This is a genomic window from Bacillus sp. 22190 (genome assembly GCF_052045575.1).
In the GTDB taxonomy this organism is placed as follows: Bacteria; Bacillota; Bacilli; order Bacillales; family Bacillaceae; genus Bacillus; species Bacillus altitudinis.
Genome location: NZ_JBQEPF010000002.1, coordinates 226408 through 251631 on the forward strand (window position 1 = coordinate 226408; position 25224 = coordinate 251631).

Genomic DNA, 25224 nt, shown 5'->3' on the forward strand with positions numbered 1-25224 from the left:
TAATGGGAGGAGCATAAGACCGCAAGCATCTTGCCTTCATCATTATTTATTTTATTCCTATTTGCTCATTCTGTTTGATAGAGAGAGAAAGGCAGAGCAGAAGCAAATCGCAAGTTACTTTAGAATTCGTTGCAAGCTTTGGAAGGAGGGATCCATAATGGCTGATAAACAAGCCCACGAAACTGAAACTGAATTAACCTTTGAACAGGTGAGAGATAAGCTCACTGAAACGGGTAAAAAACGGGGCGTTTTAACATACGAAGAAATTGCAGAGCGTATGTCTAGCTTTGAAATTGAATCAGACCAGATGGATGAATACTATGAATACTTAGGCGAACAGGGTGTAGAACTCATCAGTGAAAACGAAGAGACTGAAGACCCAAATGTTCAGCAGCTGGCTAAGGCAGAAGAGGAATTTGACCTGAATGATTTAAGCGTACCACCAGGTGTCAAAATTAATGATCCTGTTCGTATGTACTTAAAAGAGATCGGGCGCGTCAATTTGCTATCTGCGAAAGAAGAGATTACGTATGCTCAAAAGATTGAAGAAGGCGATGAGGAATCAAAAAGAAGATTAGCGGAAGCGAACCTTCGTCTTGTTGTCAGCATTGCGAAACGTTATGTTGGTCGTGGTATGCTGTTCCTTGACTTAATTCAAGAAGGAAACATGGGGCTCATGAAGGCGGTTGAGAAGTTTGATTACCGCAAAGGATACAAATTCTCAACATATGCGACTTGGTGGATTAGACAGGCGATCACACGTGCGATTGCCGATCAGGCGAGAACAATCCGGATCCCGGTTCATATGGTGGAAACCATTAATAAATTAATCCGTGTCCAAAGACAGCTTCTACAAGATCTAGGTAGAGAACCAACGCCAGAAGAAATTGCGGAAGACATGGATTTAACACCAGAGAAAGTAAGAGAAATTCTTAAAATTGCGCAAGAGCCAGTATCTTTAGAAACACCTATTGGTGAGGAAGATGACTCGCATCTTGGTGATTTTATCGAAGACCAAGAGGCGACTTCTCCATCAGACCATGCTGCCTATGAGCTCTTAAAAGAGCAGCTTGAAGATGTATTAGATACGCTAACGGACCGTGAAGAAAATGTGCTGAGACTGCGTTTCGGACTAGATGACGGAAGAACACGCACATTAGAAGAGGTAGGAAAGGTTTTTGGCGTAACAAGAGAGCGTATTCGCCAAATTGAAGCGAAAGCTCTTCGTAAATTAAGACACCCAAGCAGAAGTAAACGATTAAAAGACTTCTTAGAATAGAAACCGGACGGATCTTGAGAGAGATCCGTTCTTTCTTCATCAAAATGAAAACGCTTTTTTGATCTGATTATATTTTACTGAATAACAAATGAATTTGCAACGTTCTTAGAGAAAAGATGTATAAAAAATACATCTAAATGTGCTGAAGGCTTCTTTTCTCATTTTGAATCATTTTTGTCTAATCTGTGAACTTGACCAAAGTTTTGTATCATAATTCGTTTACTTTTTGTAAAATTAAAGTAGAATTAGAATTGTTTGCATAGTCTCAAAGGGGTTTTTCACAAAGGGGAGGATGAAAGAAATGAAACGGAATCCACTTATACCATTCTTATTGATTGCCATTTTAGGTATTGGACTCACTTTTTTCTTATCAATGAAGGGGCTGAAAGATGAAGACAAAATTGCCTCTGGGGGCAAAGAGCAAAAGCAAGAAGAGACCGCAAATGCAACGCCGGAAGAATTGTATAAGCAGAACTGTATTAGCTGTCATGGGGAAAACTACGAAGGTGGCGCTGGTCCTGCATTAAAAGGTGTTGGCGACAAGCTTGAAGTAGCAGACATCAAGAAGAAAATTCAAGAAGGCGGAAATGGGATGCCGGGCGGGCTAATTCCGAATGAAAAGCTCGATGAAATGTCAGAATGGGTATCCAAAATTAAATAATAAAGCGCAAAAAGCTCTTTTTCATCAGAAGAGCTTTTTTCATTTGAAAACGACTTTTAAAAAGTCCATAATTTATATAAGATAGACAAGTATGAACATTAAAGAAAAGTAGTGATATGGATGAATGAAATGAATTTGTCAAAACGATTAAAAAGAGTCGCAGACTTTTTACCAAAAGAGGCGGTCTTTGCTGATATTGGCTCAGATCATGCCTATTTGCCATGTTATGCGATATTACATCATAAAGCATTGAAAGCCATTGCTGGTGAAATTACTGATGGACCACTTCAATCTGCGAAGCAGCAAGTACATAGGCTTGAATTAGATGAGCAGATTTCAGTCAGAAAAGGAAATGGCCTTGAAGTGATTGAAAAAGGCGAGGTAAATGCTGTCACGATTGCAGGGATGGGCGGAGCACTTATTGCAAGCATTCTAAATGAAGGTAAACACAAGCTCACAGGGCAGGAGAGGCTTATTCTTCAGCCTAATATTCATGCCCACCATATTCGTTTATGGCTCTATCAAGAGGGGTATGAATTGATGGATGAAGTGATTTTAGAAGAGGATGGCAAAATATACGAAATCATCATTGCCGAAACTGGCGACAAAGATAAAGCCTATGAAGGCATGTCGATTGAAAAAGGCATGCTCGTTGGTCCGTTTCTTGCCAAAGAGCAAAATGATGTCTTCCGGCGCAAATGGATGAATGAGCTTCAGCACATGGAGCATATAGAAGGCCAGATTCAAAAAGCAGCGCCGACGGAAGAGAACAAAGAACGTCTGAAAGAGCTGAATGCGAAAATAAAAATGCTAAAGGAGGTTTTGACTGTTGGCTAAAACAGTGAACGGGCATGAAATCATCCAATTATTTGAGCAATTCTCACCAAAGGCATATGCGGTGGAAGGTGATAAAATTGGGCTCCAGATTGGAACGCTAAATAAAAAAGTGACCAATGTCATGATCACCTTAGATGTATTAGAAAATGTGGTAGATGAGGCAATTGAGCGGAAGGTGGATCTCATTATTGCCCACCATCCGCCAATTTTCCGTCCATTAAAACATGTGGCGACAGATCAGCCGGCAGGACGGATCATTGAGAAATGCATCAAACATGATATTGCGGTGTATGTAGCACATACAAACCTGGATGTGGCTGATGGAGGAGTCAATGACTTGCTTGCAGAGGCTTTAGAGCTCGGGGAAACAAAAGTGCTAGTTCCAACATACGAAGATCCAATTAAGCAGCTAGCTTTGTATGTCCCAGTGGAATTTGAAGAGGCCATCAGGACGGCTTTAGGAAATGCGGGAGCTGGCCATATTGGCAACTACAGTCATTGCGCTTTTTCAAATGAAGGGACAGGCAGTTTTCTGCCATCAGAAGAAGCTGTGCCATTTATTGGTGAGACGGGTAAATTGGAATTTGTGAAAGAAGTACGAATTGAAACCATTTTCCCAGCGAGTATTGAAAAACAAGTGATTCGTGAAATGATCAAAGCACACCCTTATGAAGAAGTGGCTTACAGTGTACACACGACAGATCTTCCTCCTATTCAAAAAGGCCTTGGCCGTATTGGAGAATTAAAAGAACCTATGACACTTAAAGACTTCACTCAATTTGTGAAAACGAAGTTAGATGTGAATGGAGCGCGTTTTGTAGGAGATCAGGAAGCGGTCGTGAAAAAAGTAGCTGTGCTTGGAGGAGACGGAAATAAATATATCCATCAAGCGAAAAGAATGGGTGCAGATGTGTACGTGACTGGCGACCTTTATTTCCATGTCGCTCACGATGCCATGATGCTCGGACTGAATGTAGTGGACCCAGGTCATTACGCAGAAAAGATCATGAAAGAGGGCGTGAAGACAAAGCTAGAATCGCTATGTACAGATAAAAAACATGATGTGCAATTCTTTGTATCAGAATCAAACACAAATCCGTTTCAATTTGTGTAAATAAAAACGTCAGAGCATAGCAGCTCTGACGTTTTTTTATTTCTTTGTTTTCACGCGAGGTAATATCTTAGAAAGAGGAACCGTCCGTTCAATTTTCCATGTCGATTCATCATCAGGTTCATAGTTTTCTAAGAAACGAATGACTTCTTTTGTAATAGGTGTTGGTGTGGAAGCACCTGCAGTAACGGCAACTGTTTTTACACCTTGGAGCCATTCAAGCTTTAACTCACTGAGATCACCAATTCGGTAAGCCTGCGTTCCTGCAATCTCCATTGACACTTGCGCCAGACGATTTGAGTTATTGCTTTTTGGATCGCCGACCACAATGGTCAGATCGGCTTGGCCTGCTTGCTGTGACACAGCTTCCTGACGTACCTGTGTCGCAAGGCAGATTTCTTGATGGTACTCGACGTGAGGATATTTTTCTTTAATGAGCTCCATCAGATCATGAACATCCCACTGAGACATTGTCGTCTGATTGGTGATGAGTAGTTTATCTGACGTTAAATCGAGCGCTTTAATATCAGCTTCTGTTTCGACAAGGTGCACTTTGTCAGGTGCAACACCGACGGCTCCTTCTGGCTCAGGGTGCCCCTTTTTCCCGATATAAATAATGTCATATCCATCAGCTGTTTTTTCTGAAATGAGTTCATGTGTTTTCGTGACATCTGGACAGGTCGCATCAATGGCGACAAGGCCTTTTTCTTCTGCAATTTGACGGACTTCAGGAGATACGCCGTGAGCGGTGAAAATCACTGTGCCACTTTCAACCTGTTTTAAAATATCTAGACGGTTTGGTCCGTCCAGTGTGTAAATTCCATCTTCTTCGAAGGCATCTGTGACATGTTTGTTGTGCACAATCATACCTAATATATAAATTGGGCGTGGCAAGTTTTTATCAAGTGCGGCATTTTTAGCAATGACCATTGCATCTACAACGCCATAGCAATAGCCACGCGGCGAAATTTTAATTACATTCATTTATTCGTCCTCCTGTAGGGAAGTGCTGCTAGAGAAGAACAATATAAAAAGCCGTGAAAAACGGCTTTTGATCATTCTCTTCCTTCATTATAGCCAAAGTAAGCGCATATATCAAAGATTGTTATACATGGGAAACACTTCGCCTATAAAAGATCACTAGACATATAGTTTTGGAATGGAACTGCCCGATCTTTTTTTCGGTTTTGCTTCAGGAGCAGCTGATGTGTGTACAGTGGTTTTTTTGACAAGGATGTCCTCTGGTTCTTCTTCTTTTCCTTCTTCTATTTCATCATCAACCGGTGCTGCTTGTTCGTGCGGAACGTCTGTTTCTGCAGTGATTTCTTTTGGTTCTTCGTCTGCATCATTCGTATTTGTTTCATCATCATCCGCACTGCCAAGCTGGCTATAGAGTTTAATCATGGCAGGCAAATTTCTGACTAAAGGACCGTATTGCTGAATCATAGGCGTGAATTGCTGCGCCATTCCGAGTACTTTTTGAACATTTCCTAACATGCTTGAAAGGTTCGCAGGGTTTGCGAAGCTCTGGATTCCTTGTAATCCCGCACCACCTCCAGCTCCAGAGATCCCTGCTCCTCCAGCTCCAGGAAGAAATTTTGCCAGCATGCCCTTAATTCCGGCGCCGCCTAGTGCACGGCTTTCGCCTCCAGGAATGCCACCCATCCCGCGTAGACCGCCGCCTTGTACAGACGGAGAGCGAGGCATCATTTGTTGAAATTGGTTGCCTTGCCCTTGAAAAGGCTGTTCGATCGGAGCCTGCTGTCTCCGTTGAAAAATCCCGGGCTGTCCGCCATTTCCAAGGTGCCGGCGTGAGGGGCGATGCGGCTGAAAATCGCCCATAGGCCTTTGCCCTAACATACTTGTACCTCCCTTACTGCATTCTCTTTCTCTTCATAGGTTATGCAGGGAAGTATCATTTGGTTTCCTGTGAGAAAAGCGGACATGGTTTTTTTGCTGAAAATCAGCTATAATGAGGAGATGAGCAAAAAGGCATTGCCTTAAGGAGTGAAAACATGAAAGAAACGAAATTTACGACATATGAATTAAAGTCTTTTATTATAGATGCTATTCATGAACTGGGCTTTTATGAGCCGACTGATATTCAAAAAAGAATTATCCCTGCTGTTTTAAAAGGTGAAAGCGTGATTGGACAGTCTCAAACAGGAACAGGGAAAACCCATGCGTATTTATTGCCGCTTATTCATTCAATTGATCCAAGCAAAGAGCAAGTACAAGTGGTCATTACTGCACCAACACGAGAATTAGCGAATCAAATTTTTAAAGAAGCACAAACGATCTTAAAAAATACGCCTCCAGAAGAAGAAATAAAGGCAAAGCTTTACATTGGCGGAACGGACAAGCAGAAATCCATTCAAAAGCTAAAGAATCAGCCGCACTTAGTGGTCGGCACTCCTGGACGTATTGCTGATCTTATTCATGAGCAAGCGCTGAATGTGTACAAAGCAACATCTCTTGTCATTGATGAAGCAGACCTTATGCTAGATATGGGCTTTTTAGAAGATGTGGATCGTATTGGTTCACAAATGCCAGAACAGTTGCAAATGCTCGTGTTCTCAGCAACTATTCCAGAAAAATTAAAACCTTTCCTCAAAAAATATATGGATAATCCGAAATATGCACATGTTGAACCGAAACGCATTACGGCTGAAAACATTCAGCATATTTTAGTTCCATCTAAACAACGTGATAAATTAAAATTACTTCATGAAATGGTGACGAATGTACAGCCTTATTTAGGGATCATCTTTGCCAATACAAAATCAACTGTTGATGAAATTGCCTCATTCCTACAGGAAAAAGGAATGAAAATTGGGGTGCTTCATGGCGGTTTAACGCCTCGTGAACGTAAAAAAGTGATGAAACAAATTGAAGATTTGGAGTTCACATATATTGTGGCATCTGATCTTGCTGCCCGCGGGATTGATATTAAGGGCGTCAGCCACGTGATTAACTATGAGCTCCCATCCGATCTTGATTTTTATGTTCACCGTGTGGGAAGAACGGCTCGCGCTGGTTCATCTGGCATTGCAATGACCATTTATGATCTCGCTGATGAGGATGCACTCGTTCAAATTGAAAAAATGGGTGTTGTGTTTGAAAACAAAACAATTGTTCATGGCGAATGGCGAGATGCAGATGATCGTTTGAAGCGTCAAAGACGTAAAAAAGCACCAAATGAAATTGAAGAAAAAGCAAAACGCCTTGTCAGAAAACCGAAAGCCGTCAAACCTGGATATAAAAAGAAAATGACACGTGAGATGGATAAGATCAAAAGACAAGAACGTAGAAAGTCAAAGCGTAACGGAAAGTAGGGGGACACATTGTTGAAGATTGGATCACATGTATCCATGAGCGGAAAACATATGCTTCTTGCAGCGAGTGAGGAAGCTGCCTCTTATGGTTCAAATACTTTTATGATTTATACAGGTGCACCGCAAAATACGCGCCGTAAAAAAATTGAAGATCTCAATATTGAAGCTGGACAAGCGCATATGAAAGAGCATGGTATGACAGATATCGTCGTTCATGCACCGTATATTATCAATATTGGGAACACAGTGAATCCAGCGACATTTGAGCTTGGAGTGGACTTCCTTCGCTCTGAGATAGAGCGTACAGAAGCGCTAGGTGCAAGACAAATTGTTCTTCATCCAGGTGCGCATGTCGGAGCAGGTGCAGATGCTGGAATTCAAAAAATCATTGAAGGTCTCAATGAAGTCATTGTGAAGGGGCAGGAGGTTCAAATTGCGCTGGAAACAATGGCGGGAAAAGGATCAGAGTGCGGAAGAAGCTTTGAAGAGCTTGCCCAAATTATTGACGGTGTGACACATAACGAAGCACTTTCTGTTTGCTTTGATACGTGTCACACGCACGATGCAGGTTATCCCATTGTGAGTGATTTTGATGGAGTATTAGAAGAATTTGATCGAATTGTCGGGATCGACCGAATCAAAGTTCTTCATATTAATGATAGTAAAAATGTACAAGGCGCAAGAAAAGACCGACATGAAAATATCGGTTTTGGAGAAATTGGTTTTGATGCCCTGAGCTATATCGTTCATCATCCACAGCTTCAAGATGTGCCGAAGATTCTAGAAACGCCTTATGTAGGTGAAGATAAAAAGAACAAGAAACCACCTTACAAATTCGAAATTGCGATGCTGAAAGAAAAGCAATTTGATGAAGGTTTACTAGATAAGATTACGGGTCAATAAAAAGTGCATGCAATGTGATGAGGTGCCGCTAAATGCGGCCCTTTTTTGCCTAATTTGTGAATTGATTAAACAGATCATTGACGGTCTGTGCTGTCTGTTTAGACGTAATCGCTTCCACTTGCTTAAGCAGCCGGTTGCGCTCTGCATCATTAAAAATATTGACGTTTTTCCCATTCATGAGTTTGGCGACCTCAGCAGCCTGATTGGATGTTAAACTGACCCCGTACTGTTTCGCATACCTTAACAAGTCATTTGCTGTGATCTGATTCAGACGCTGTAACACAATTTTTTGAATTAAAATCAATTCCATTCCTCCCCTCTGTATCAATGTATGGGCGAAAACGGAAAATGTGCAAAAAATTTTATTTTACTCTGTGAAATGATAAAATAGTAAAGTGGATAAAATGTTCATTGAAAACTAAACATGTGTAGAAGGGAGAACGTATGGCAAATAGTAAACAGCATAAAAAGGAATCAGTGCCTCATTTTATTTTGAGAATTTTTCTGATTCTAGTAGGAGCTGCATGTGCAGCAGTCAGCATTGAATTATTTTTAGTGCCAAACAATATTATTGATGGAGGCATCATCGGTATTTCGCTTATTTTGGATTATCTTTTTACGGATAACCCATTCATTAATTTTGCGACGATTGTTGTCATTTTAAATATTCCATTTATGATATCAGGATACAAACATATTGGGAAAACCTTTTTGGTTTCCACTGTGATTGGGATTGTCAGCTTGGCCGTGATTGAATCTTCACTTCATCATGTAGAGGCATTTACGACGCAGCCGATTTTAGCTACTGTATTTGGGGGGCTGTTACTCGGGTTTGGCGTTGGGCTTGTGATACGGAATGGAGGCTCAATGGACGGAACAGAAATCTTAGGAATTCTTCTGACGAAAAAAATTCCTTTCTCCGTCGGTGAGTTTGTCATGATCGTCAATGTGTTCATTTTTATTTGGGCGGGCTTTGTCTTCGGACCGGAGCAAGCTATGTATTCTGTCATGACATATTATTTGGCAATGAAAACAATTGATGCTGTCATTCAAGGACTAGATGAAACAAAAGCTGTCATTATCGTTTCGGATTATTATGATGAAATTTCAGATGCGATCCTTCATCGTCTCGGCAGGGGAACGACCAAGCTTAGAGGAAAAGGCGGTTATACCGATGAAGAAAAAGATGTCATTTACGCCGTCGTGACAAGACTTGAAATTACGAAGCTGAAATCTATTGTGTTTGAAATTGATGGTCAAGCTTTTATTACGATTATGGATACGCATGAAACAAAAGGCGGTAAATTCAAAACAGCCATTCATTAGCTTTTATTTTACTTTTTTATCTTTCTTTTATATAATGAAATGTATGTATGGACAAAGAAAATGGCTTTTGCCATTTTCTTTTTGTTGTATAAATCGTAATCATTCTTTTTATATTGGATTAAAGGTGGAAAGATTTATGGCAAAGCCAATTATTGAAATGAAGGACATTTCGTATTCATATGGACAGCGAAATGTCATCGATCACATTCATTTAACAGTAGAGGAAGGAAACTTTCTAGCACTTGTTGGACCGAATGGATCTGGTAAAACAACCTTATTAAAATGCCTGCTTGGCTTGATTAAACCACAGCAGGGAGAATTGAAGCTCTTTGGCACACCTGCTCAAAAATTTAAAGACTGGGATCAAATTGGATTTGTTTCTCAAAAGGCGAATAGCTTTAATACAGGTTTTCCTGCTTCTGTATACGAGGTCGTGGCAAGTGGTTTAACGGCGAAGATTGGTTTATTCAAACGCATGAGTAAGCAGGATAAGCTTCAAGTAGATGAGGCCATACGTTCAGTTGGCATACAAGACTTAAAACACCAAAACATTGGTGAGCTTTCAGGCGGTCAGCAGCAGCGTACATTTATTGCCCGTGCACTCGTCAGTCAGCCGAAGCTGCTTATTTTAGATGAGCCGACTGTGGGTGTAGACCAAAGAACAGTAGAGGGCTTTTATCAGCTGCTAGAAACATTGAACAAAGAAAAAGGAATGTCTTTAATTCTCGTTACACATGATGTAGGAACCGTTTCTGACAAAGTCACGCATGTGGCTTGTTTAAATCAGACACTTCATTTTCATGGAGATGCGGAAACGTTTGATTCGATGGATGATCAGGCGCTTTCTCAGTTTTACGGGCATGACATTCAAGTGATTCATCACGATCATCACCATCATGGGGGACATGAATAATGCTATTTCCATTTTTTCATTATGAATTTTTACAAAATGCGTTTATCGCAGGTATGCTGATCGGCTTTATTGCGCCCTTACTTGGTGTATTTATTGTCGTGAGAAGGCTCTCTCTCATCGCAGATGCGCTTAGTCACGTATCACTTGCTGGGATAGCGGCAAGTTTATTCCTTGATAAAAAGTTTGGACTTTTGACAGGGGTTAGCCCGCTTTACTTAGGAATGGCTTTTTCTGTGGCTGGCTCGTTGTTTATTGAACGTCTGCGCTCTGTGTATAAACATTATCAGGAGCTGGCGATTCCCATTATTTTATCAGGTGGTATTGGGATCTCTGTTATTTTCATTTCACTTGCAAATGGTTTTAATACAGATTTGTTCAGCTATTTGTTTGGAAGTGTCAGTGCGGTTTCAAGGCTCGATCTTTGGATCATTGTTGGGATCTCACTTGTCGTTGTATTAGTGGTTGTGCTCTTGTATAAAGAATTGTTTTTGCTTTCTTTTGATGAAGAACATGCGAAGGCTTCTGGTATTTCAGCTAAGTGGATTCATTTTATTTTTATTTTAGTCGTTGCACTTGTCATCGCAGCATCGATGCGTATTGTTGGTACACTCCTAGTGTCCGCACTCATGACACTGCCTGTTGCGGCAAGTATTCGGATTGCCAAAGGGTTTAAACAGGCGATTTTCCTTTCCATCTTATTTGGGGAATTGTCTGTCATGGTCGGCTTGATTTTAAGTTATTATCTTGATTTAGCGCCGGGTGGAACCATTGTGATGCTGTCTATCTTGATTTTAATCGGGTGTATTAGTATTGGGAAATTCAGAAGGGGGAATCATCATGAACGTACAAGAAGCGCTTGATTTATTAAAGGAAAAAGGCTATAAATATACAAGCAAACGTGAAGATATGCTTCAATTGTTTTCTGATTCTGATAAATACTTGACCGCTAAAAATGTATTAACAGCATTAAGTGAAGATTACCCAGGGCTTAGTTTTGATACGATTTATCGAAACCTGTCTTTATATGAAGATCTTGGGATATTAGAGACAACGGAATTATCAGGGGAGAAACTGTTCCGTTTTAAATGTTCGTTTTCCCATCATCATCATCACTTTATTTGTTTGACATGCGGTAAAACAAAGGAAATCGACGCTTGCCCTATGGACAAGCTTGATGCTGATCTAGAGGATTATCACATTAGCGGACATAAATTTGAGATTTACGGAACGTGTCCTTCTTGCGAACCGAAGGAAGTTCATTCATGAAAGAAGCCAGCCGATGGGCTGGCTTTTTGTTTTGTCATGTTGAAAACGTTTTACAAAGGATAGCTGTTTCATTAAAATGAGAACAACAGATCATCTATAGAAGCAGATTTGAGTCTTTAGAAATAGGGGGAGGGGTCAAAAGTGGCGTATTATATCGTATTCGATGTAGGCGGGACAAAAACAAAGCACGGGGTCATGAATCGAAATGGTGAGCTGATCACGAGCGGCGACTACGAAACAAACTGCCGGCAGCTTAAGCGGTTTTTAGAGGACATGGAGAACGTGGTGAAAGAGTATCAAAGGACTTGGGATATCAAAGGGATTGCGATGAGTCTTCCGGGGTTTGTTGACAGTCAAACGGGTTATACGGAATTTGCAGGAGCGATTATTGCTTTAAATGGCCAAAATGTCAAAACACTTTTGGAAGAAAAAACATCACTTCGTGTAGAAGTAGAAAATGATGCGAACTGTGCAGCTCTGGCTGAAAAATTTAGTGGTCATGCGAAAGAGTGTGACAGCTTTATATGTATGACGCTTGGGACTGGTGTCGGCGGTGGTATTTTTGCTGGTGGCGAGCTTGTGCGCGGTGCCTCTTTTCGCGGCGGTGAATTTGGCATGATGCTGACAGAAACTGAAAATGGTCAGTTTACCACACTCAACAGCAGTGCTTCGACAGCTGGATTGATACGAAGCTACAAAGAGCAGCAAGGAATTCCACAAAGTCAGCAAATCGACGGTCAAGAAATCTTTGAAAAAGCCAAGCAAGATCCGGCCATTGAGAAGATGATCGATAAGTGGTACAAGCGAATCGCAATTGGCATTTACAATGTGGCAACAGTTCTCAATCCAGAGAAAATCCTCATTGGCGGGGGCGTGAGTGCAAGGCCCGATTTGATTCCAAACATTGAGAAACATTTACATACTTTGCATGCATGGAAAAACATACAGGTGACACTGGAAACGTGCTATTACTTCAATCAGGCAGGTATGATGGGTGCACTTTATCATTTTTTAATAAAAGAAGGACATCATCGTACAACCAAAAAGCCGATACATTAAACGGATCGGCTTCAGCGCGCAGACAAACCCTCGCATTCTTTGTCAGTCCTGCGTTCCGGTGCTCACGAATGTGAAATTCGCTCCGCGCCAGTACTCGTCCTTCCTAGGGCTGCAAAGGTTTTCTATCACGCTGAAACGAAGACAAAGGGCTAAAATAAAGTTCATTTTAGCCCTTTGTCAACAATCTGAAGCCGATACATTAAAAACGTATCGGCTTTTGATCTGTTTTAGTAAGCAGTTTGCAGACGCTTTTCATACTGTTTGATCCATTGGGATGCTTCTTGCCAATTATTCACGCGAATGATCCGTTCATCAATTGGCATTTGATTATACGGTGAGTTAAACAGAATCACTGGAATGTCAGCTTCTTTTGCAATCATTGTGGCATTGCCATGATGATCTTCAAAAAACACATCGATCTTATGTTTTTGAACAGCTTCCACCTTATGATGTCCGCCAACAAGCTCGATATCGTCATAATGGACATGATTCTCCTCAAACCATTTGTAGGTGATGTCTGAGTGATGCTGCCTTCTGGCTGTGATATAAATCAATTGATGATGATGTTTCATTTGATTGAGGATTTCTTTTGCACCCTCGGCAGGCTTTGCCTGTTTATAAATAAGAGGCTCATACTCATTCATCCAGCCCCAAAATTCTTCATTTGAAATCTTTAAAAGCTTCGTCAAATCATATTCCGTCATATCATCTAGTGTGATGTCACATTGAAACGACTCATTTAAGTAGGGGACAAAGGTGTCCTGCGCCGTGACTGTGCCATCGATATCAATTCCTAAACGTAACATGCCCACACTCCTCATATTTATCCTCTTAAAGTGTAACATAATCAATTCACAATTCCAGCAAGTTTTAGCAAACATGAAACAGACATTTTTGCTCATACTAAAAAAGCTCCTTTCTATTAACCAAAAGGGGGAATTGATCATGGAAAGAGACGAAGATTTCAGAAGAAATGATCGTGAAATCGACACACACTTTAGTAATGATGATGGCTATTTAGAGGAAACAGCTGCTGAAATAGCAGAGCCATATCAAGCATCAAGAGATCGTGAAGACAGAAGAGAACGTGACCATGTAGGTGACGATTCAGGCAGTAAGGGGATAGGCTATACAGCACTCGCGATTGCGATTATCTCATTATTTGTCTTGCCGGTGCTATTAGGGGTAGCGGCAATCGTCGTTGGTTATATTGCAAGAAGAAAAGGAGCACATGCGCTTGGCGCGTGGTCAATCGGGATCGGAATCGTTTCCGTCATCCTCGGCATCTTTATCACCCCGTTCTTTTAACAGGACAGGAACAGAAAAACGCCTGACAGTGATGTCAGGCGTTCTTTGTTATGCGTTCGCTTGTTTTGCTTTTTCAGCTTCCATTTTTGCATAATGTTCTTCAGCGATTTTATCGATTTCTTTTTTCAGTTCTTCGACCATTGTTTCTTCTGGCACTTTCCGAACGATTTCACCTTTGCGGAATAAAAGGCCTTCACCTCTAGCGCCAGCGATGCCAATATCAGCTTCACGCGCTTCACCCGGACCGTTTACAGCACATCCGAGAACAGCTACTTTAATTGGTGCTTTAATTTTAGAAATATATTCTTCGACTTCATTTGCAATGCTAATGAGGTCAATTTCAATTCGTCCACAAGTTGGACAAGAGATGAGTGTTGCTGCATTTGATGCAAGGCCAAATGATTTTAATAATTCACGTGCCACTTTGACCTCTTCGACCGGGTCAGCACTTAATGAAATACGGAGTGTGTTACCAATCCCCATATTCAAGATTGCGCCAAGACCAGCTGCACTTTTGACCGTACCTGCAAATAACGTACCTGATTCTGTAATCCCAAGATGAAGAGGGTAATCAAAGGCTTTTGCTGCTTTTTCGTATGCCTCAATCGCAAGGTTTACATCAGATGCTTTCATACTGACAATGATGTCATGAAAGTCTAGGTCTTCTAAAATTTTAATGTGATGCAGTGCACTTTCAACCATACCATCTGCTGTTGGATAGCCGTATTTATCAAGAATCTTTTTCTCGAGTGAACCGGCGTTTACCCCAATACGAATGGGAATGCCTTTTTCTTTTGCCGCTTTCACAACAGCTTCGACTTTTTCTCGTCTTCCGATGTTTCCTGGGTTGATACGAATTTTGTCTGCACCTGCTTCAATCGCTTTCAGTGCAAGCTTGTAGTCAAAATGAATGTCGACAACAAGGGGAATGTTGATTTGTTTTTTAATGTCCGCAATCGCATTTGCTGCACGCTCATCTGGGCATGCGACACGCACGATTTGACAGCCAGCTTCTTCTAAACGTTTAATTTCAGCTACTGTCGCTTCGACATCATGTGTTTTGGTTGTCGCCATACTTTGAATGACGACTTCATTGTTTCCACCTATAGTTAAAGGTCCCACTTTGACGGGACGCGTTTTTGTACGATGTGTGACTTCACTCACTTGTCAATCGCTCCTTAGTGTACATGCAATTCGTTTGCAGTGTACGACGTGTTTTACATCTCATATTGTAACAGTCTCTTCGTATGAATGACAAGGAATTAACGTTTTATCTCTTATAGACCGGAAACTTGTATGTGCTGCCTGCCCGAATTTCGTTCGCTTTGACGCCTTGATTCAGTGCTTCAAAGTCTTCGATCACTTCATCTAATGGCTTACTTGTATGTACGATAGAGACGACGGTTTGTCCTTGTTTAACAGTGACAGTTTTATATGCCTGTTTTTCAGCTGTTTGAAGGGCGCTGGCGGGAACAGCAGGGCCTTCCTGAACGGGGATCGTTCCATTTTTTAAATCAAAAAAGATAATAAAGAGGACAAACAAACTGACTAGTAAAAAAATAATTCGCCGCATTTTACTCACCGCTTTTAAGAGTTTACTTCAGTGTATGTTTGTCCCTGAGTTGATAGAACAAAAAGAGTGAAAAAGCTAGGAAGGGTGGTTCTAGTGAGTTCTATTATGACTTGTAATCGGAAAAATTTTTGATAAGCCAAAGCGCTTTCTTTATTATGATAAAATAAAAAAAGGGGGGAGAGTATATGAAGAAAATCAGTCAGAATATATATGTAAGAACACTAACAGAAAGTGATGCAGAAGCTCTATTAACACTTGAACGAGAAAACCGCACTTATTTTCAGCAATTTACACCTTTGGTTCAGGATGATTTTTTTACTGTACCTCGTCAAAAGGAACGGATTAACCGTAGTATGCAAAGGCGTGCAAAAGATGAAGCCTATATGCACGGTATTTTCTTAAATGAAACAGATGCATTAATTGGAACGATCTCACTCAATTCTGTTGAAAGAGGACCGATTCAAGGGGCTTTGCTTGGATATGTACTTGATGAAAAGCAAGGCGGGAAGGGGTATATGACAGAGGCGATTCGTTTGATTATTGATTATGCCTTTTATGAACTGTACCTTCACCGTATTGAAGCTGGCGTAAAACCATCTAACATTGGTTCCATTCGTGTGCTTGAGAAGACAGGGTTTGAAAATGAGGGACTTCATCGTAAAAAAGTAAAGATCAATGATAAGTGGGAGGATCACTATATGTTTGCGATCATCCATCCAGATGAGTCATAGGGTCAAAACAAATAAAAAAGCTCCCCAAAATGAGGGAGCTTATTTTTTTGCAGGTATTTCTTTAACGACAAGATATAAGAAAATAAAGTTAATCACCCAATTTAATAAAAATGAGTTCGCAACCGGCGTGTTTAATGCACTCATGATGGCGAAAAAGACGGTTGTTAATGTGAGTGAATAGGCAGAGAGCTTCCAAAGCATTTGAAAGGACAGCTCTTTTTGCTGCATTCGTTTAATAAATGTGCCAAGCATGGCTAGGAATGTTGCGCTGATGAACATGAGAGCAGCAGTAGATAGGTACAGCAGGACACAAATGACAGGGATAATGATCGCTTGATTCTGGTTTGTGACGCTGGCAAGTTCATCTTTTGTGAGTGTTCCGCCAAGCAGCTGGTATGGAATATCTGTCATTTGTCCGTCAATGGCAATCACTGCTTTTTCTTTCAATAACGCAATGGCTGTTTGTTTTGATTCAAGCTCACTTGATTTTATTTTTTCAGCGGGATCAAAAATAATCGTGATGCCGTTTTCTTCTTTTTCTATCGGCGTGCTTTGATCCGCTTGAAGCGTTCCTTTTTCAATGGAAAAGTCGGGTAAATCTTTTTTAATCACATGCTGAAATCCTGACATCGCATTTGAAATCTCTTTGCTCATATGATAGCCCTGGGGGACAGCTGCGATGATCGAAAGGATAAAGATGAATAAAATGGCCTTTCCAATCCCAGTAAAACGTGCTCTGGCAATATCTTTTGGTGAATAAATTCCTTTTAACAATAAACTAAATACGTTCAACCGATTCACTTCCTACATTCTTTTCTATTTCTCACATTGTATCAATGTCTATCCATTCAGTACAAGTACGGCCTTCATTGCTGGTTAAGATAGAAGGAATGAGGCATAATGTATACAGCATATAAAAAGGAGGCGGCTGCGGATTGGACGTGCTGTATTGGATTTTGATCGGCTGTGCATTTATCATTGCGTTTGTGGGACTTGTCTATCCAATCATTCCTAGTGTGGTTTTCATGGTTTTTGGGTTTATTTTATATGGGCTCTTTTTTAGCTTTGAGAAATTGACGCTCACCTTTTGGCTCATTCAAGCCATGTTTACAGCTGTGTTATTTGCCGCGGATTATGTCTCCAATCTGATTGGGGTGAAACGCTTTGGCGGCAGCCGGGCGGCCATTTGGGGAAGTACCATTGGGCTTTTAGCCGGTCCTTTTGTGATTCCGATTGCTGGAATTATCATTGGTCCATTTATCGGCAGTGTCATCGCAGAGCTGCTCGTTCATCAAAAAGATCTGAAGACAAGTGTGAAAGTGGGGCTTGGCTCATTAATTGGTTTTGTGTCAGGCGTATTTGCAAAAGGGTTGATTCAAGCACTGATGCTGGGAATCTTTTTGTTTTATGTGCTTCGCTAAATGGAAAATCGGTGTTTAACACTCTTTCAGAAGGGTTAAATACAAAATAAACACTGAAATGTTTCAGATCATGAGCAATAACGTTGAAACAAGCCGTTTCTTTTGATACTCTTTGATTAGGGTGAATTGCTTGCTTACTAAGGAAGCATTTCAGTACATACATTTCTAAGGAGGAATTTAACCATGGCTTTTAAACTTCCAGAATTACCATATGCTTACGATGCATTAGAACCACATATCGACAAGGAAACAATGACGATTCACCACACAAAACACCATAACACTTATGTAACAAACTTAAACAAAGCAATCGAAGGTGTATCAGCTCTTGAAGATCAATCAATTGAAGAGCTAGTGGCTAACTTGAACTCTGTGCCTGAAAACATTCGTACAGCTGTACGTAACAATGGCGGAGGACATGCGAACCACTCATTATTCTGGACGCTTCTTTCACCAAACGGTGGCGGCGCACCAACTGGTGAACTTGCAGATGCGATCGAAAAAGAATTAGGCGGATTTGAAAAATTCAAATCTGATTTCGCTGCAGCAGCTGCAGGACGCTTTGGTTCTGGTTGGGCATGGCTTGTTGTGAACAATGGCAAACTTGAAATCACAAGCACACCAAACCAAGATTCTCCTTTAACTGAAGGAAAAACACCAATCCTAGGACTAGACGTTTGGGAGCATGCTTACTACCTAAACTACCAAAACCGTCGTCCTGATTACATTTCAGCATTCTGGAATGTTGTGAACTGGGATGAAGTGGCTCGCCTTTACAGCGAAGCTAAATAAATGATTTGATTTGATTTGAAAAGACCTGCTTCTCTCTGAGAGCGGGTCTTTTTATATTTTCCCTCCTTTTTTTACATATCTGCCTTTTGATGAGACAGACTATTGTGTAGAAAAGGAGAATGAATGATATGAGCAGATTAAAGAAAATGTTCGGGGACATGGATGTCACAAGAGATTTATTGCTCCTCCTCACGATTGGCGGATTATACGCACTTGCGATTGCGCTTTCGAATACGTTTGTGAACGTGTATTTATGGAAACAGTCTGGGCGATTTACAGACCTTGCGATTTATAACTTGGCGATTGTTGTCCTTCAGCCCATTACCTTTTTATTTGCTGGACGGCTCGCTAAAAAAATAGATCGTGCATTTGTCCTTCGTTTCGGTGTCATCTTCTTAGCCGCTTTTTACTTAATTGTTCTCATGGCAGGAGAGCAAGCGGCAGCTCGGCTCGTGTTATTAGGCAGTGTGCTTGGAATCGGCTATGGTTTTTACTGGCTTGCCTTTAACGTGCTCACTTTTGAGATTACTGAACCTGAAACAAGGGATTTCTTTAATGGATTTTTAGGAGTGCTTACCTCTACAGCCGGTATGATCGGGCCGCTCATTGCAGGAATTGTGATTTCTCAATTAACGGATGATACAGGCTATACAGTGATTTTCACTTTATCGCTTTTTTTGTTTTCACTAGCGGTTGTGATGAGTTTTTTCCTCAAGAGGAGACAATCAAAAGGAAAATTTATCATTAAGCAAATTTGGAAAGAGCGCCATGCGGACGAGAATTGGCGTAAGATCACAACTGCTCACTTTTTTCAGGGGCTCCGTGAAGGCGTGTTTGTCTTTTTAATCAGTGTCTTTGTGTTTATTGCAACAAACAGTGAGCTTGCTTTAGGCACATTTGGTCTAGTCAATTCAGGTGTTGCCTTTTTTGCCTATTTTTTTGCTACTCGTTTGATTAAGAAAAAATGGCGCAAAAAAGCGATTATGTTTGGCGGGCTTATTTTATACGGCGCTTTATTTTTAATCGTCTTTCACTTGTCCTATGTATCACTGCTTATGTACGCAGTAGCCATTGCGATCGGCTACCCGCTTCTGCTAGTTCCGTATGTCTCTTTAACTTACGATGTCATCGGTCATGCTAGATATGCAAGAAAAGCCCGAATTGAATATATTGTCGTCAGAGAACTATTTTTAAATGCAGGGCGTATTTGTTCGATTGTCTTTTTTCTTTTATCTGTCACCTTACTGGGCGATCGGCTTGGGATTCCTGCTTCACTTGTCGTACTGGGAGCGGGGCACACCCTTATTTATTATTTTGTAAAGGACATTCATTTAAAAGAGAAAACAGCTGATATAGAAGAGGCTGACGGTCAAAAGCCTGTTTCTCAAACGAACCTTATGAAGGGAGAAAGGTAAAATTTCTTACCAATGGAACATCAAATTTCTAGATAAATGATAGAAAAACCGCTAAAATGATGATGGCACCTTTTATACACAAAAAGGGGTGCCATTTCTTTCTTGATAGAAAAGGTGATGTGATGAGAAACAAGAAAAACAAAAAAGACGCGAAGGAAGGGCGCAAAACACTTCCGATCCGGCTGAATTTATTATTTTTAGCTGCGTTCATTATTTTTACCGGTGTTGTGGTCAGACTCGGTTTTGTGCAAATTGTGAATGGAGAAGATTATAAAAAGCAGGCAGAAAAACAAGAAGACGTGAATGTCAGCTCATCTGCTCCGCGCGGAAAAATTTATGATCGAAACTATAACACGATTGTCAGCAATAAAGCGCTAAATGCCATTACATATACGAGAACCTCGACGACTTCACAAGAAGAGCGGCTCAAAGTGGCAACAAAATTAGCGGATATGATTCACGTAAGTACGAAGAAAATCACAGATCGTGATAAAAAAGATTTCTGGATCTTAACCCATCCGAATGAAGCGAAAAAGCTTGTTCAAAAGGAAGCCGATTTAAAGGGTGACGATAAGGTCTCTGATGATAAACTATACGAGCTCCAGCTGAAACGCATCACAGACAAAGAATTAAATCAACTGACGAAAAAAGATTTGCAAGTGCTTGCGATTAAAAGACAAATGGATGCAGGCTATGCACTTACGCCTCAATTCATTAAAAATGAAGATGTAAAACCAAGTGAAATTGCTTACGTCTCTGAGCATTTGGACGAGCTGCCAGGTGTAGATGTCACAACAGACTGGTCACGCAGCTATCCTTATAAAGGACTGCTCCGCAGTATGCTCGGCAGTGTGTCTTCAAGTGATGAAGGTCTTCCGTCGTCACTGCTTGAACATTATCTATCACTCGGCTACAGCCGAAATGATCGTGTAGGAAAAAGCTATCTTGAATATCAATATGAAGATGTCCTGCAAGGTCAAAAAGAAAAAGAACAAAGTACAACAGATAAAGAAGGCAATGTCACAAGCTCTAAAGTGTTAACAGAAGGAAAGAGCGGGAAAGACCTTGTGCTGACGATTGATATTCAGCTGCAAAAAGCGGTGGAAAAAATCATCGAAAAGAACTTGAAAAGTGCGAAGCAAAGAGGCGGAACAGAACTTCTTGATCGTGCGTTTGTTGTCATGATGGACCCGAGAAATGGGGAAGTACTCTCGATTGCGGGTAAACAGATTACCAATAAGAATGGGTCATACAAATTTGATGACTATGCACTAGGAACGATGACATCATCATATGCGATGGGATCAGCAGTAAAAGGGGCAACTGTGCTGACAGGTTATAAAACAGGCGTCCTTCATATTGGAAGCACCCAATACGATGAACCGCTCTATATCGCTCAGTCACCGCCGAAAAAATCCTATCAAAATATGGGACTCATTAATGATTTAACCGCACTAGAGCGTTCATCAAACGTGTATATGTTTAAAACAGCGATTGCAATTGGGAAAGGGGAATATCGTAAGAATCAGCCGCTCCCAATTGATACAAAGGCGTTTGATACGTTCCGTTACAATTTTAGTAAATTTGGTCTTGGAGTAGAGACAGGTATTGACCTGCCAAACGAAGCAACTGGCTATCGTGGAACATCTACACAATCTGGTCTGTTACTTGACTATGCGATTGGACAATATGACACGTTTACACCGCTGCAAATGGCGCAATACGTTTCAACGATTGCCAATGGCGGCTATCGTTTACGTCCTCAGCTCGTAAAAGAAGTGAGAGAGCCAGATCCGCAAAGAGGCATTGGGGCTGTAACGGAGTCCGTCAAGCCGGATGTACTGAATAAGCTCGATATGACAAGTGATGAGATCAAACGCGTACAGCAAGGATTCAAGCTTGTGATGCAGAACCCAAGAGGGACAGCTTATTCGAACTTTGGCAACAAAAAATACAATCCAGCTGGCAAAACAGGGACCGCTCAATCATTCTATGACGGCCCGATTAAAAGCAAACGCGGCACACCGACGTATAACACAACACTTGTTGCGTATGCGCCTGCTGATAATCCAGAAGTAGCGATTTCAGTTGTCGTGCCTTGGGTGTATCAAGATTACAACCAGCGCTATCCGATTACAAATGATATTGGTGAACAAGTATTAGACAAGTACTTTGAACTGAAATCAAAACAGGAAAGCAATGATACACAAGCGAAGAACAAAAACAAAATTGAAAATGAAGCAGAAACAAATAACTAGACCTATTCTAGGTAAAAACGCTCACTTTTTGTGGGCGTTTTTTTATATTTTCTTCAAACTTTTCGATATAAATTGACAAAAATCATAAAAAACCCCGCAATTTCTCTACAAATCTTCGACATTTACAAAACCTTAACATTCCATTTAAACGAAATTAATAAAGAACCTTTAATGTATTACTCGTAGGACAAATTATTCAGGGGGTATTCTTGAAATGAAAAAGAACAAATTATGGCTGCTTACTTTCCTTACTATCGCATTGTTAGCATTCGTCACAGCATGCGGAAACAGCAGCTCAAGCGGAGATTCAAAAGACAGTAAAGGAAATGCTTCAAACAAAGATGAGGCATCAGGTTCCATTACCATCTCAGGATCATCTGCGATGCAGCCTTTAGTTCTTGCGGCAGCAGAAAAATTCATGGATAAACATCCAAAAGCCGATATTCAAGTACAAGCCGGCGGTTCAGGAACAGGACTTTCTCAAGTATCAGAAGGATCTGTACAAATTGGGAACTCAGATGTATTCGCAGAAGAGAAAGACGGAATCGACGCAAAAGCTTTAAAAGACCACAAAGTAGCAGTTGTTGGAATGGCTGCAGCTGTTAACCCTGAAGTTGGTGTCAAAGACATCACAAAGGACGAATTGAAAAAAATCTTCACTGGTAAAATCAAAAACTGGAAAGAGCTTGGCGGGAAAGACCAAAAAATCACACTTGTGAACAGACCAGACTCATCAGGAACTCGTGCAACATTTGTGAAATATGCACTTGACGGCGCGACACCTGCAGAAGGAATCACAGAGGATTCTTCAAACACAGTGAAAAAGTTGATTGCAGAAACACCAGGTGCGATTGGGTACCTAGCATTCTCTTATTTAACAGATGACAAAATTACACCGCTTAGCATTGATGGTGTGAAACCAGAAGAAAGCAATGTAGAAAGCGGTAAATATACAATTTGGGCATACGAGCACTCTTATACAAAAGGTGAGCCAGACGGTTTAGCAAAACAATTTTTAGATTACTTGATGAGTGACGAAGTACAAAAAGAAATCGTTAAAGACCAAGGCTACATCTCAGTCTCTAATATGAAAGTAGAAAGAGACGCAACAGGCAAACAAACAGATAAGTAAAAGGTCTTGAATTGATGATGAAGGAAAAGTGGAGCTTTTCACTTTTCCTTTTATGACATTCATAGGAGTGTAGAAAAAGATGAAACAGATAGAACATACAGAAGCGAGCGATCGACTGATCAGCTCGAAAAAAAATAGGCAAATGGATGAAGTAAGAGGAAGTATTTTGGTGAAATTTTGCGCATTCTTAATGATTGCTGTATCAATTGCCATCACAATCTTCCTTGGCATTAAGGGTTTACAATCTTTCATCGTAAATGGTGTAAGCCCAATTGAGTTCTTAACCAGTATCAATTGGAACCCTACAGCGGAAAATCCGCAATACGGCGCATTTCCATTTATCTTTGGATCAATCGCTGTCACGCTTCTATCAGCACTCATAGCAGCACCGCTAGGCATCGCAGGAGCGATCTTCATGACAGAAATTGCACCTGCATGGGGACGGAAAATTCTCCAGCCAGTGATTGAACTGCTTGTAGGGATTCCATCCGTTGTTTACGGATTCATAGGTCTTACAGTATTGGTGCCGTTTATTGGACACTTCAAGTCAAGCGGTTCAGGGCACAGTGTTTTAGCAGGAACGATTGTCCTTTCTATTATGATTCTGCCAACTGTTACATCCATTGCAACTGACGCAATGGCTTCACTTCCAAAAAGTTTACGTGAGGGATCGTATGCATTAGGCGCAACAAGATGGCAAACGATCAGACGTGTTCTTGTACCTGCAGCGCTTCCGACATTAATGACAGCAGTCGTGCTTGGAATGGCAAGAGCATTTGGAGAAGCCCTTGCCGTTCAGATGGTCATTGGAAACACGCGTAATCTACCAGAAAGTATTATGGACACAGCTGGTACATTAACAACCATTATTACGTTAAACATGGGACATACAACGTATGGAAGTGTTGAAAACAATACACTTTGGTCAATGGGACTTGTCCTTCTAGTTGTATCATTTATGTTCATACTCATTATCAGATACTTGTCATCTAGGAGGAAGATTTAATGAATAGCAAAATGACCGATCGTTTTGCCACAATCGTTTTTGGATTATGTGCCGCCATTATCACGGCGATACTTGTTGGCTTGTTTTCTTATATCATCTTCAACGGTGCCAAAGAATTAAATTTTGACTTTTTGACTACCCGCTCAAGTGCGATTGGCTCTGGTGGCGGTATTAGGGATCAGCTGTTTAACTCGTTTTACATTCTATTTATTACGATGCTGTTTACCGTGCCTCTTGGCGTGGGCGGCGGGGTGTACATGGCAGAATATGCACCTCAAAACAAAGTGACTGATTTTATTCGTACATGTATTGAAGTGTTATCTTCTCTGCCATCGATCGTCATCGGTATGTTTGGTTTGCTGATGTTTGTTAATTTAACAGGATGGGGCTATACGATCATCGGAGGAGCCCTTGCGCTGACTGTCTTTAATCTGCCAGTGATGGTCAGGGTGACAGAAGATGCACTTCGATCTGTACCGAAGGATCAAAAGGAAGCATCGCTTGCGCTCGGTGTGACAAAGTGGCATACAGTGAAGACGGTTCTGATCCCAGGTGCGATTCCATCCATTATTACCGGAGCGATTTTAGCATCGGGAAGAGTTTTCGGTGAGGCGGCTGCTCTTCTTTTCACAGCAGGTCTTTCAACACCGCGTCTTGATTTTACAAACTGGAGTCCTTTCTCCGATACATCACCACTGAATATTTTTAGACCGGCAGAAACATTAGCCGTTCATATATGGAACGTCAATACACAGGGGATTATTCCAGATGCAGAGGCCATTGCAAATGGTGCATCAGCCGTACTTGTGCTCTCTGTATTAGTATTCAACTTAGCAGCTAGATGGCTTGGTTCATTTATTCATAAGAAGCTTACGTCAAAATAAATAGTGAGAGGTGT

At 41.0% G+C, this 25224-nt stretch carries 27 protein-coding genes; 20 read left to right on the forward strand and 7 right to left on the reverse strand.

Going from position 1 to position 25224, the window contains the following annotated elements; genetic code table 11:
* Positions 1-157: 157 nt before the first annotated feature.
* From rpoD to ACTJKA_RS04045, 4 genes are all read left to right on the forward strand, one after another.
* A complete protein-coding gene (gene rpoD / locus ACTJKA_RS04030) occupies positions 158-1279 on the forward strand; it encodes an RNA polymerase sigma factor RpoD (RefSeq protein WP_008342392.1) in 1122 nt (373 codons plus the stop codon).
* A 301-nt stretch (positions 1280-1580) separates the two neighbouring features.
* The gene (gene cccA, locus ACTJKA_RS04035) at positions 1581-1940 is read left to right on the forward strand and encodes a cytochrome c550 (RefSeq protein ID WP_008342390.1); all 360 of its coding nucleotides are present in this window, start codon (positions 1581-1583) and stop codon (positions 1938-1940) included.
* 120 nt (positions 1941-2060) lie between these two features.
* Positions 2061-2777, forward strand: a complete 717-nt coding sequence (locus tag ACTJKA_RS04040) for a tRNA (adenine(22)-N(1))-methyltransferase (RefSeq protein ID WP_017367620.1) — start codon at positions 2061-2063, stop codon at positions 2775-2777.
* Positions 2770-3891, forward strand: a complete 1122-nt coding sequence (locus ACTJKA_RS04045) for a Nif3-like dinuclear metal center hexameric protein (RefSeq protein WP_171465585.1) — start codon at positions 2770-2772, stop codon at positions 3889-3891. The genes ACTJKA_RS04040 and ACTJKA_RS04045 overlap by 8 nt, the downstream gene beginning before the upstream one ends.
* A gap of 36 nt (positions 3892-3927) precedes the next feature.
* On the opposite strand, the gene ACTJKA_RS04050 is transcribed toward ACTJKA_RS04045, so the two are convergent.
* Together ACTJKA_RS04050 and vrrA are read right to left on the reverse strand one after the other, a co-directional pair.
* Entirely contained in the window at positions 3928-4872 is a 945-nt protein-coding gene (locus ACTJKA_RS04050; RefSeq protein WP_007501283.1) for a 4-hydroxy-3-methylbut-2-enyl diphosphate reductase, read from the reverse strand.
* Positions 4873-5028: 156 nt separating this feature from the next.
* Positions 5029-5748: a VrrA/YqfQ family protein gene (gene vrrA, locus ACTJKA_RS04055; protein ID WP_035390838.1), complete on the reverse strand. Its 720-nt coding sequence runs from the start codon at positions 5746-5748 to the stop codon at positions 5029-5031.
* Positions 5749-5903: 155 nt separating this feature from the next.
* On the opposite strand from vrrA, the gene ACTJKA_RS04060 reads away from it, so the two are divergent.
* Together ACTJKA_RS04060 and ACTJKA_RS04065 are read left to right on the forward strand one after the other, a co-directional pair.
* Complete coding sequence (locus ACTJKA_RS04060) at positions 5904-7223, forward strand: DEAD/DEAH box helicase (RefSeq protein WP_024718822.1); 1320 nt, start codon at positions 5904-5906, stop codon at positions 7221-7223.
* 9 nt (positions 7224-7232) lie between these two features.
* The gene (locus ACTJKA_RS04065) at positions 7233-8126 is read left to right on the forward strand and encodes a deoxyribonuclease IV (RefSeq protein WP_017358005.1); all 894 of its coding nucleotides are present in this window, start codon (positions 7233-7235) and stop codon (positions 8124-8126) included.
* Between the two features lie 49 nt (positions 8127-8175).
* Here ACTJKA_RS04065 and ACTJKA_RS04070 read toward each other — a convergent pair whose 3' ends face one another.
* Complete coding sequence (locus ACTJKA_RS04070) at positions 8176-8430, reverse strand: DUF2624 domain-containing protein (protein ID WP_008342377.1); 255 nt, start codon at positions 8428-8430, stop codon at positions 8176-8178.
* A gap of 140 nt (positions 8431-8570) precedes the next feature.
* Here ACTJKA_RS04070 and ACTJKA_RS04075 point away from each other — a divergent pair, with 140 nt between their 5' ends.
* The 5 genes from ACTJKA_RS04075 to ACTJKA_RS04095 all read left to right on the forward strand — a co-directional run bounded on the left by ACTJKA_RS04075 (position 8571) and on the right by ACTJKA_RS04095 (position 12690).
* Positions 8571-9452: a YitT family protein gene (locus tag ACTJKA_RS04075; protein ID WP_017367617.1), complete on the forward strand. Its 882-nt coding sequence runs from the start codon at positions 8571-8573 to the stop codon at positions 9450-9452.
* A 136-nt stretch (positions 9453-9588) separates the two neighbouring features.
* Positions 9589-10365, forward strand: a complete 777-nt coding sequence (locus tag ACTJKA_RS04080) for a metal ABC transporter ATP-binding protein (RefSeq protein WP_008342368.1) — start codon at positions 9589-9591, stop codon at positions 10363-10365.
* Positions 10365-11225: a metal ABC transporter permease gene (locus ACTJKA_RS04085; protein ID WP_007501274.1), complete on the forward strand. Its 861-nt coding sequence runs from the start codon at positions 10365-10367 to the stop codon at positions 11223-11225. Before ACTJKA_RS04080 ends, ACTJKA_RS04085 begins: the two co-directional genes overlap by 1 nt.
* Entirely contained in the window at positions 11203-11631 is a 429-nt protein-coding gene (locus ACTJKA_RS04090; protein ID WP_003217433.1) for a Fur family transcriptional regulator, read from the forward strand. Before ACTJKA_RS04085 ends, ACTJKA_RS04090 begins: the two co-directional genes overlap by 23 nt.
* A 141-nt stretch (positions 11632-11772) precedes the next feature.
* Complete coding sequence (locus tag ACTJKA_RS04095; RefSeq protein ID WP_171465584.1) at positions 11773-12690, forward strand: ROK family protein; 918 nt, start codon at positions 11773-11775, stop codon at positions 12688-12690.
* 227 nt (positions 12691-12917) lie between these two features.
* On the opposite strand, the gene ACTJKA_RS04100 is transcribed toward ACTJKA_RS04095, so the two are convergent.
* Positions 12918-13496: a 5' nucleotidase, NT5C type gene (locus tag ACTJKA_RS04100; protein ID WP_008342361.1), complete on the reverse strand. Its 579-nt coding sequence runs from the start codon at positions 13494-13496 to the stop codon at positions 12918-12920.
* A 139-nt stretch (positions 13497-13635) separates the two neighbouring features.
* Between ACTJKA_RS04100 and ACTJKA_RS04105 the strand changes: the two genes are divergently transcribed.
* Positions 13636-13998: a DUF308 domain-containing protein gene (locus tag ACTJKA_RS04105; RefSeq protein WP_008342359.1), complete on the forward strand. Its 363-nt coding sequence runs from the start codon at positions 13636-13638 to the stop codon at positions 13996-13998.
* A 48-nt stretch (positions 13999-14046) separates the two neighbouring features.
* Here ACTJKA_RS04105 and ispG read toward each other — a convergent pair whose 3' ends face one another.
* Both ispG and ACTJKA_RS04115 read right to left on the reverse strand, forming a co-directional pair.
* Complete coding sequence (ispG, locus tag ACTJKA_RS04110; RefSeq protein WP_008342357.1) at positions 14047-15162, reverse strand: flavodoxin-dependent (E)-4-hydroxy-3-methylbut-2-enyl-diphosphate synthase; 1116 nt, start codon at positions 15160-15162, stop codon at positions 14047-14049.
* Positions 15163-15268: 106 nt separating this feature from the next.
* Positions 15269-15571, reverse strand: coding sequence for a hypothetical protein (locus ACTJKA_RS04115; protein ID WP_079919855.1), 303 nt, complete (start codon positions 15569-15571; stop codon positions 15269-15271).
* A 185-nt stretch (positions 15572-15756) separates the two neighbouring features.
* Between ACTJKA_RS04115 and ACTJKA_RS04120 the strand changes: the two genes are divergently transcribed.
* Positions 15757-16302, forward strand: a complete 546-nt coding sequence (locus ACTJKA_RS04120) for a GNAT family N-acetyltransferase (protein WP_046527055.1) — start codon at positions 15757-15759, stop codon at positions 16300-16302.
* A gap of 39 nt (positions 16303-16341) precedes the next feature.
* On the opposite strand, the gene ACTJKA_RS04125 is transcribed toward ACTJKA_RS04120, so the two are convergent.
* The gene (locus tag ACTJKA_RS04125) at positions 16342-17094 is read right to left on the reverse strand and encodes a DUF1189 domain-containing protein (RefSeq protein WP_035390831.1); all 753 of its coding nucleotides are present in this window, start codon (positions 17092-17094) and stop codon (positions 16342-16344) included.
* 143 nt (positions 17095-17237) lie between these two features.
* On the opposite strand from ACTJKA_RS04125, the gene ACTJKA_RS04130 reads away from it, so the two are divergent.
* The 7 genes from ACTJKA_RS04130 (at position 17238) to pstA (ending at position 25210) form a co-directional block, all read left to right on the forward strand.
* Positions 17238-17723 (forward strand): DUF456 domain-containing protein, encoded by a 486-nt coding sequence (locus ACTJKA_RS04130; protein ID WP_160757519.1) that lies wholly within the window; start codon positions 17238-17240, stop codon positions 17721-17723.
* 183 nt (positions 17724-17906) lie between these two features.
* Positions 17907-18515, forward strand: a complete 609-nt coding sequence (gene sodA, locus ACTJKA_RS04135; RefSeq protein WP_007501264.1) for a superoxide dismutase SodA — start codon at positions 17907-17909, stop codon at positions 18513-18515.
* Between the two features lie 128 nt (positions 18516-18643).
* On the forward strand, positions 18644-19930 hold the full coding sequence (locus ACTJKA_RS04140; protein ID WP_008342348.1) for an MFS transporter: 1287 nt from the start codon (positions 18644-18646) through the stop codon (positions 19928-19930).
* A gap of 122 nt (positions 19931-20052) precedes the next feature.
* Positions 20053-22188, forward strand: coding sequence for a peptidoglycan D,D-transpeptidase FtsI family protein (locus ACTJKA_RS04145; protein ID WP_039964027.1), 2136 nt, complete (start codon positions 20053-20055; stop codon positions 22186-22188).
* A 214-nt stretch (positions 22189-22402) separates the two neighbouring features.
* Complete coding sequence (locus ACTJKA_RS04150; protein WP_007501261.1) at positions 22403-23320, forward strand: phosphate ABC transporter substrate-binding protein; 918 nt, start codon at positions 22403-22405, stop codon at positions 23318-23320.
* Positions 23321-23399: 79 nt separating this feature from the next.
* Entirely contained in the window at positions 23400-24326 is a 927-nt protein-coding gene (gene pstC, locus ACTJKA_RS04155) for a phosphate ABC transporter permease subunit PstC (protein WP_017357999.1), read from the forward strand.
* Positions 24326-25210, forward strand: coding sequence for a phosphate ABC transporter permease PstA (pstA, locus tag ACTJKA_RS04160; protein WP_007501259.1), 885 nt, complete (start codon positions 24326-24328; stop codon positions 25208-25210). Before pstC ends, pstA begins: the two co-directional genes overlap by 1 nt.
* Positions 25211-25224: the final 14 nt, after the last annotated feature.

Coding starts and splice junctions, on each gene's coding strand:
- vrrA (WP_035390838.1), bottom strand. CDS start 5,748: ATGTTAGGGCAAAGGCCTATGGGCGATTTTCAGCCGCATCGCCCCTCA.
- ACTJKA_RS04120 (WP_046527055.1), top strand. CDS start 15,757: ATGAAGAAAATCAGTCAGAATATATATGTAAGAACACTAACAGAAAGT.
- ACTJKA_RS04150 (WP_007501261.1), top strand. CDS start 22,403: ATGAAAAAGAACAAATTATGGCTGCTTACTTTCCTTACTATCGCATTG.
- ACTJKA_RS04140 (WP_008342348.1), top strand. CDS start 18,644: ATGAGCAGATTAAAGAAAATGTTCGGGGACATGGATGTCACAAGAGAT.
- sodA (WP_007501264.1), top strand. CDS start 17,907: ATGGCTTTTAAACTTCCAGAATTACCATATGCTTACGATGCATTAGAA.
- ACTJKA_RS04115 (WP_079919855.1), bottom strand. CDS start 15,571: ATGCGGCGAATTATTTTTTTACTAGTCAGTTTGTTTGTCCTCTTTATT.
- ACTJKA_RS04075 (WP_017367617.1), top strand. CDS start 8,571: ATGGCAAATAGTAAACAGCATAAAAAGGAATCAGTGCCTCATTTTATT.
- ACTJKA_RS04100 (WP_008342361.1), bottom strand. CDS start 13,496: ATGTTACGTTTAGGAATTGATATCGATGGCACAGTCACGGCGCAGGAC.
- ACTJKA_RS04080 (WP_008342368.1), top strand. CDS start 9,589: ATGGCAAAGCCAATTATTGAAATGAAGGACATTTCGTATTCATATGGA.
- pstA (WP_007501259.1), top strand. CDS start 24,326: ATGAATAGCAAAATGACCGATCGTTTTGCCACAATCGTTTTTGGATTA.
- ACTJKA_RS04060 (WP_024718822.1), top strand. CDS start 5,904: ATGAAAGAAACGAAATTTACGACATATGAATTAAAGTCTTTTATTATA.
- cccA (WP_008342390.1), top strand. CDS start 1,581: ATGAAACGGAATCCACTTATACCATTCTTATTGATTGCCATTTTAGGT.
- ACTJKA_RS04040 (WP_017367620.1), top strand. CDS start 2,061: ATGAATGAAATGAATTTGTCAAAACGATTAAAAAGAGTCGCAGACTTT.
- ACTJKA_RS04105 (WP_008342359.1), top strand. CDS start 13,636: ATGGAAAGAGACGAAGATTTCAGAAGAAATGATCGTGAAATCGACACA.
- ACTJKA_RS04090 (WP_003217433.1), top strand. CDS start 11,203: ATGAACGTACAAGAAGCGCTTGATTTATTAAAGGAAAAAGGCTATAAA.
- rpoD (WP_008342392.1), top strand. CDS start 158: ATGGCTGATAAACAAGCCCACGAAACTGAAACTGAATTAACCTTTGAA.
- pstC (WP_017357999.1), top strand. CDS start 23,400: ATGAAACAGATAGAACATACAGAAGCGAGCGATCGACTGATCAGCTCG.
- ACTJKA_RS04085 (WP_007501274.1), top strand. CDS start 10,365: ATGCTATTTCCATTTTTTCATTATGAATTTTTACAAAATGCGTTTATC.
- ACTJKA_RS04145 (WP_039964027.1), top strand. CDS start 20,053: ATGAGAAACAAGAAAAACAAAAAAGACGCGAAGGAAGGGCGCAAAACA.
- ACTJKA_RS04050 (WP_007501283.1), bottom strand. CDS start 4,872: ATGAATGTAATTAAAATTTCGCCGCGTGGCTATTGCTATGGCGTTGTA.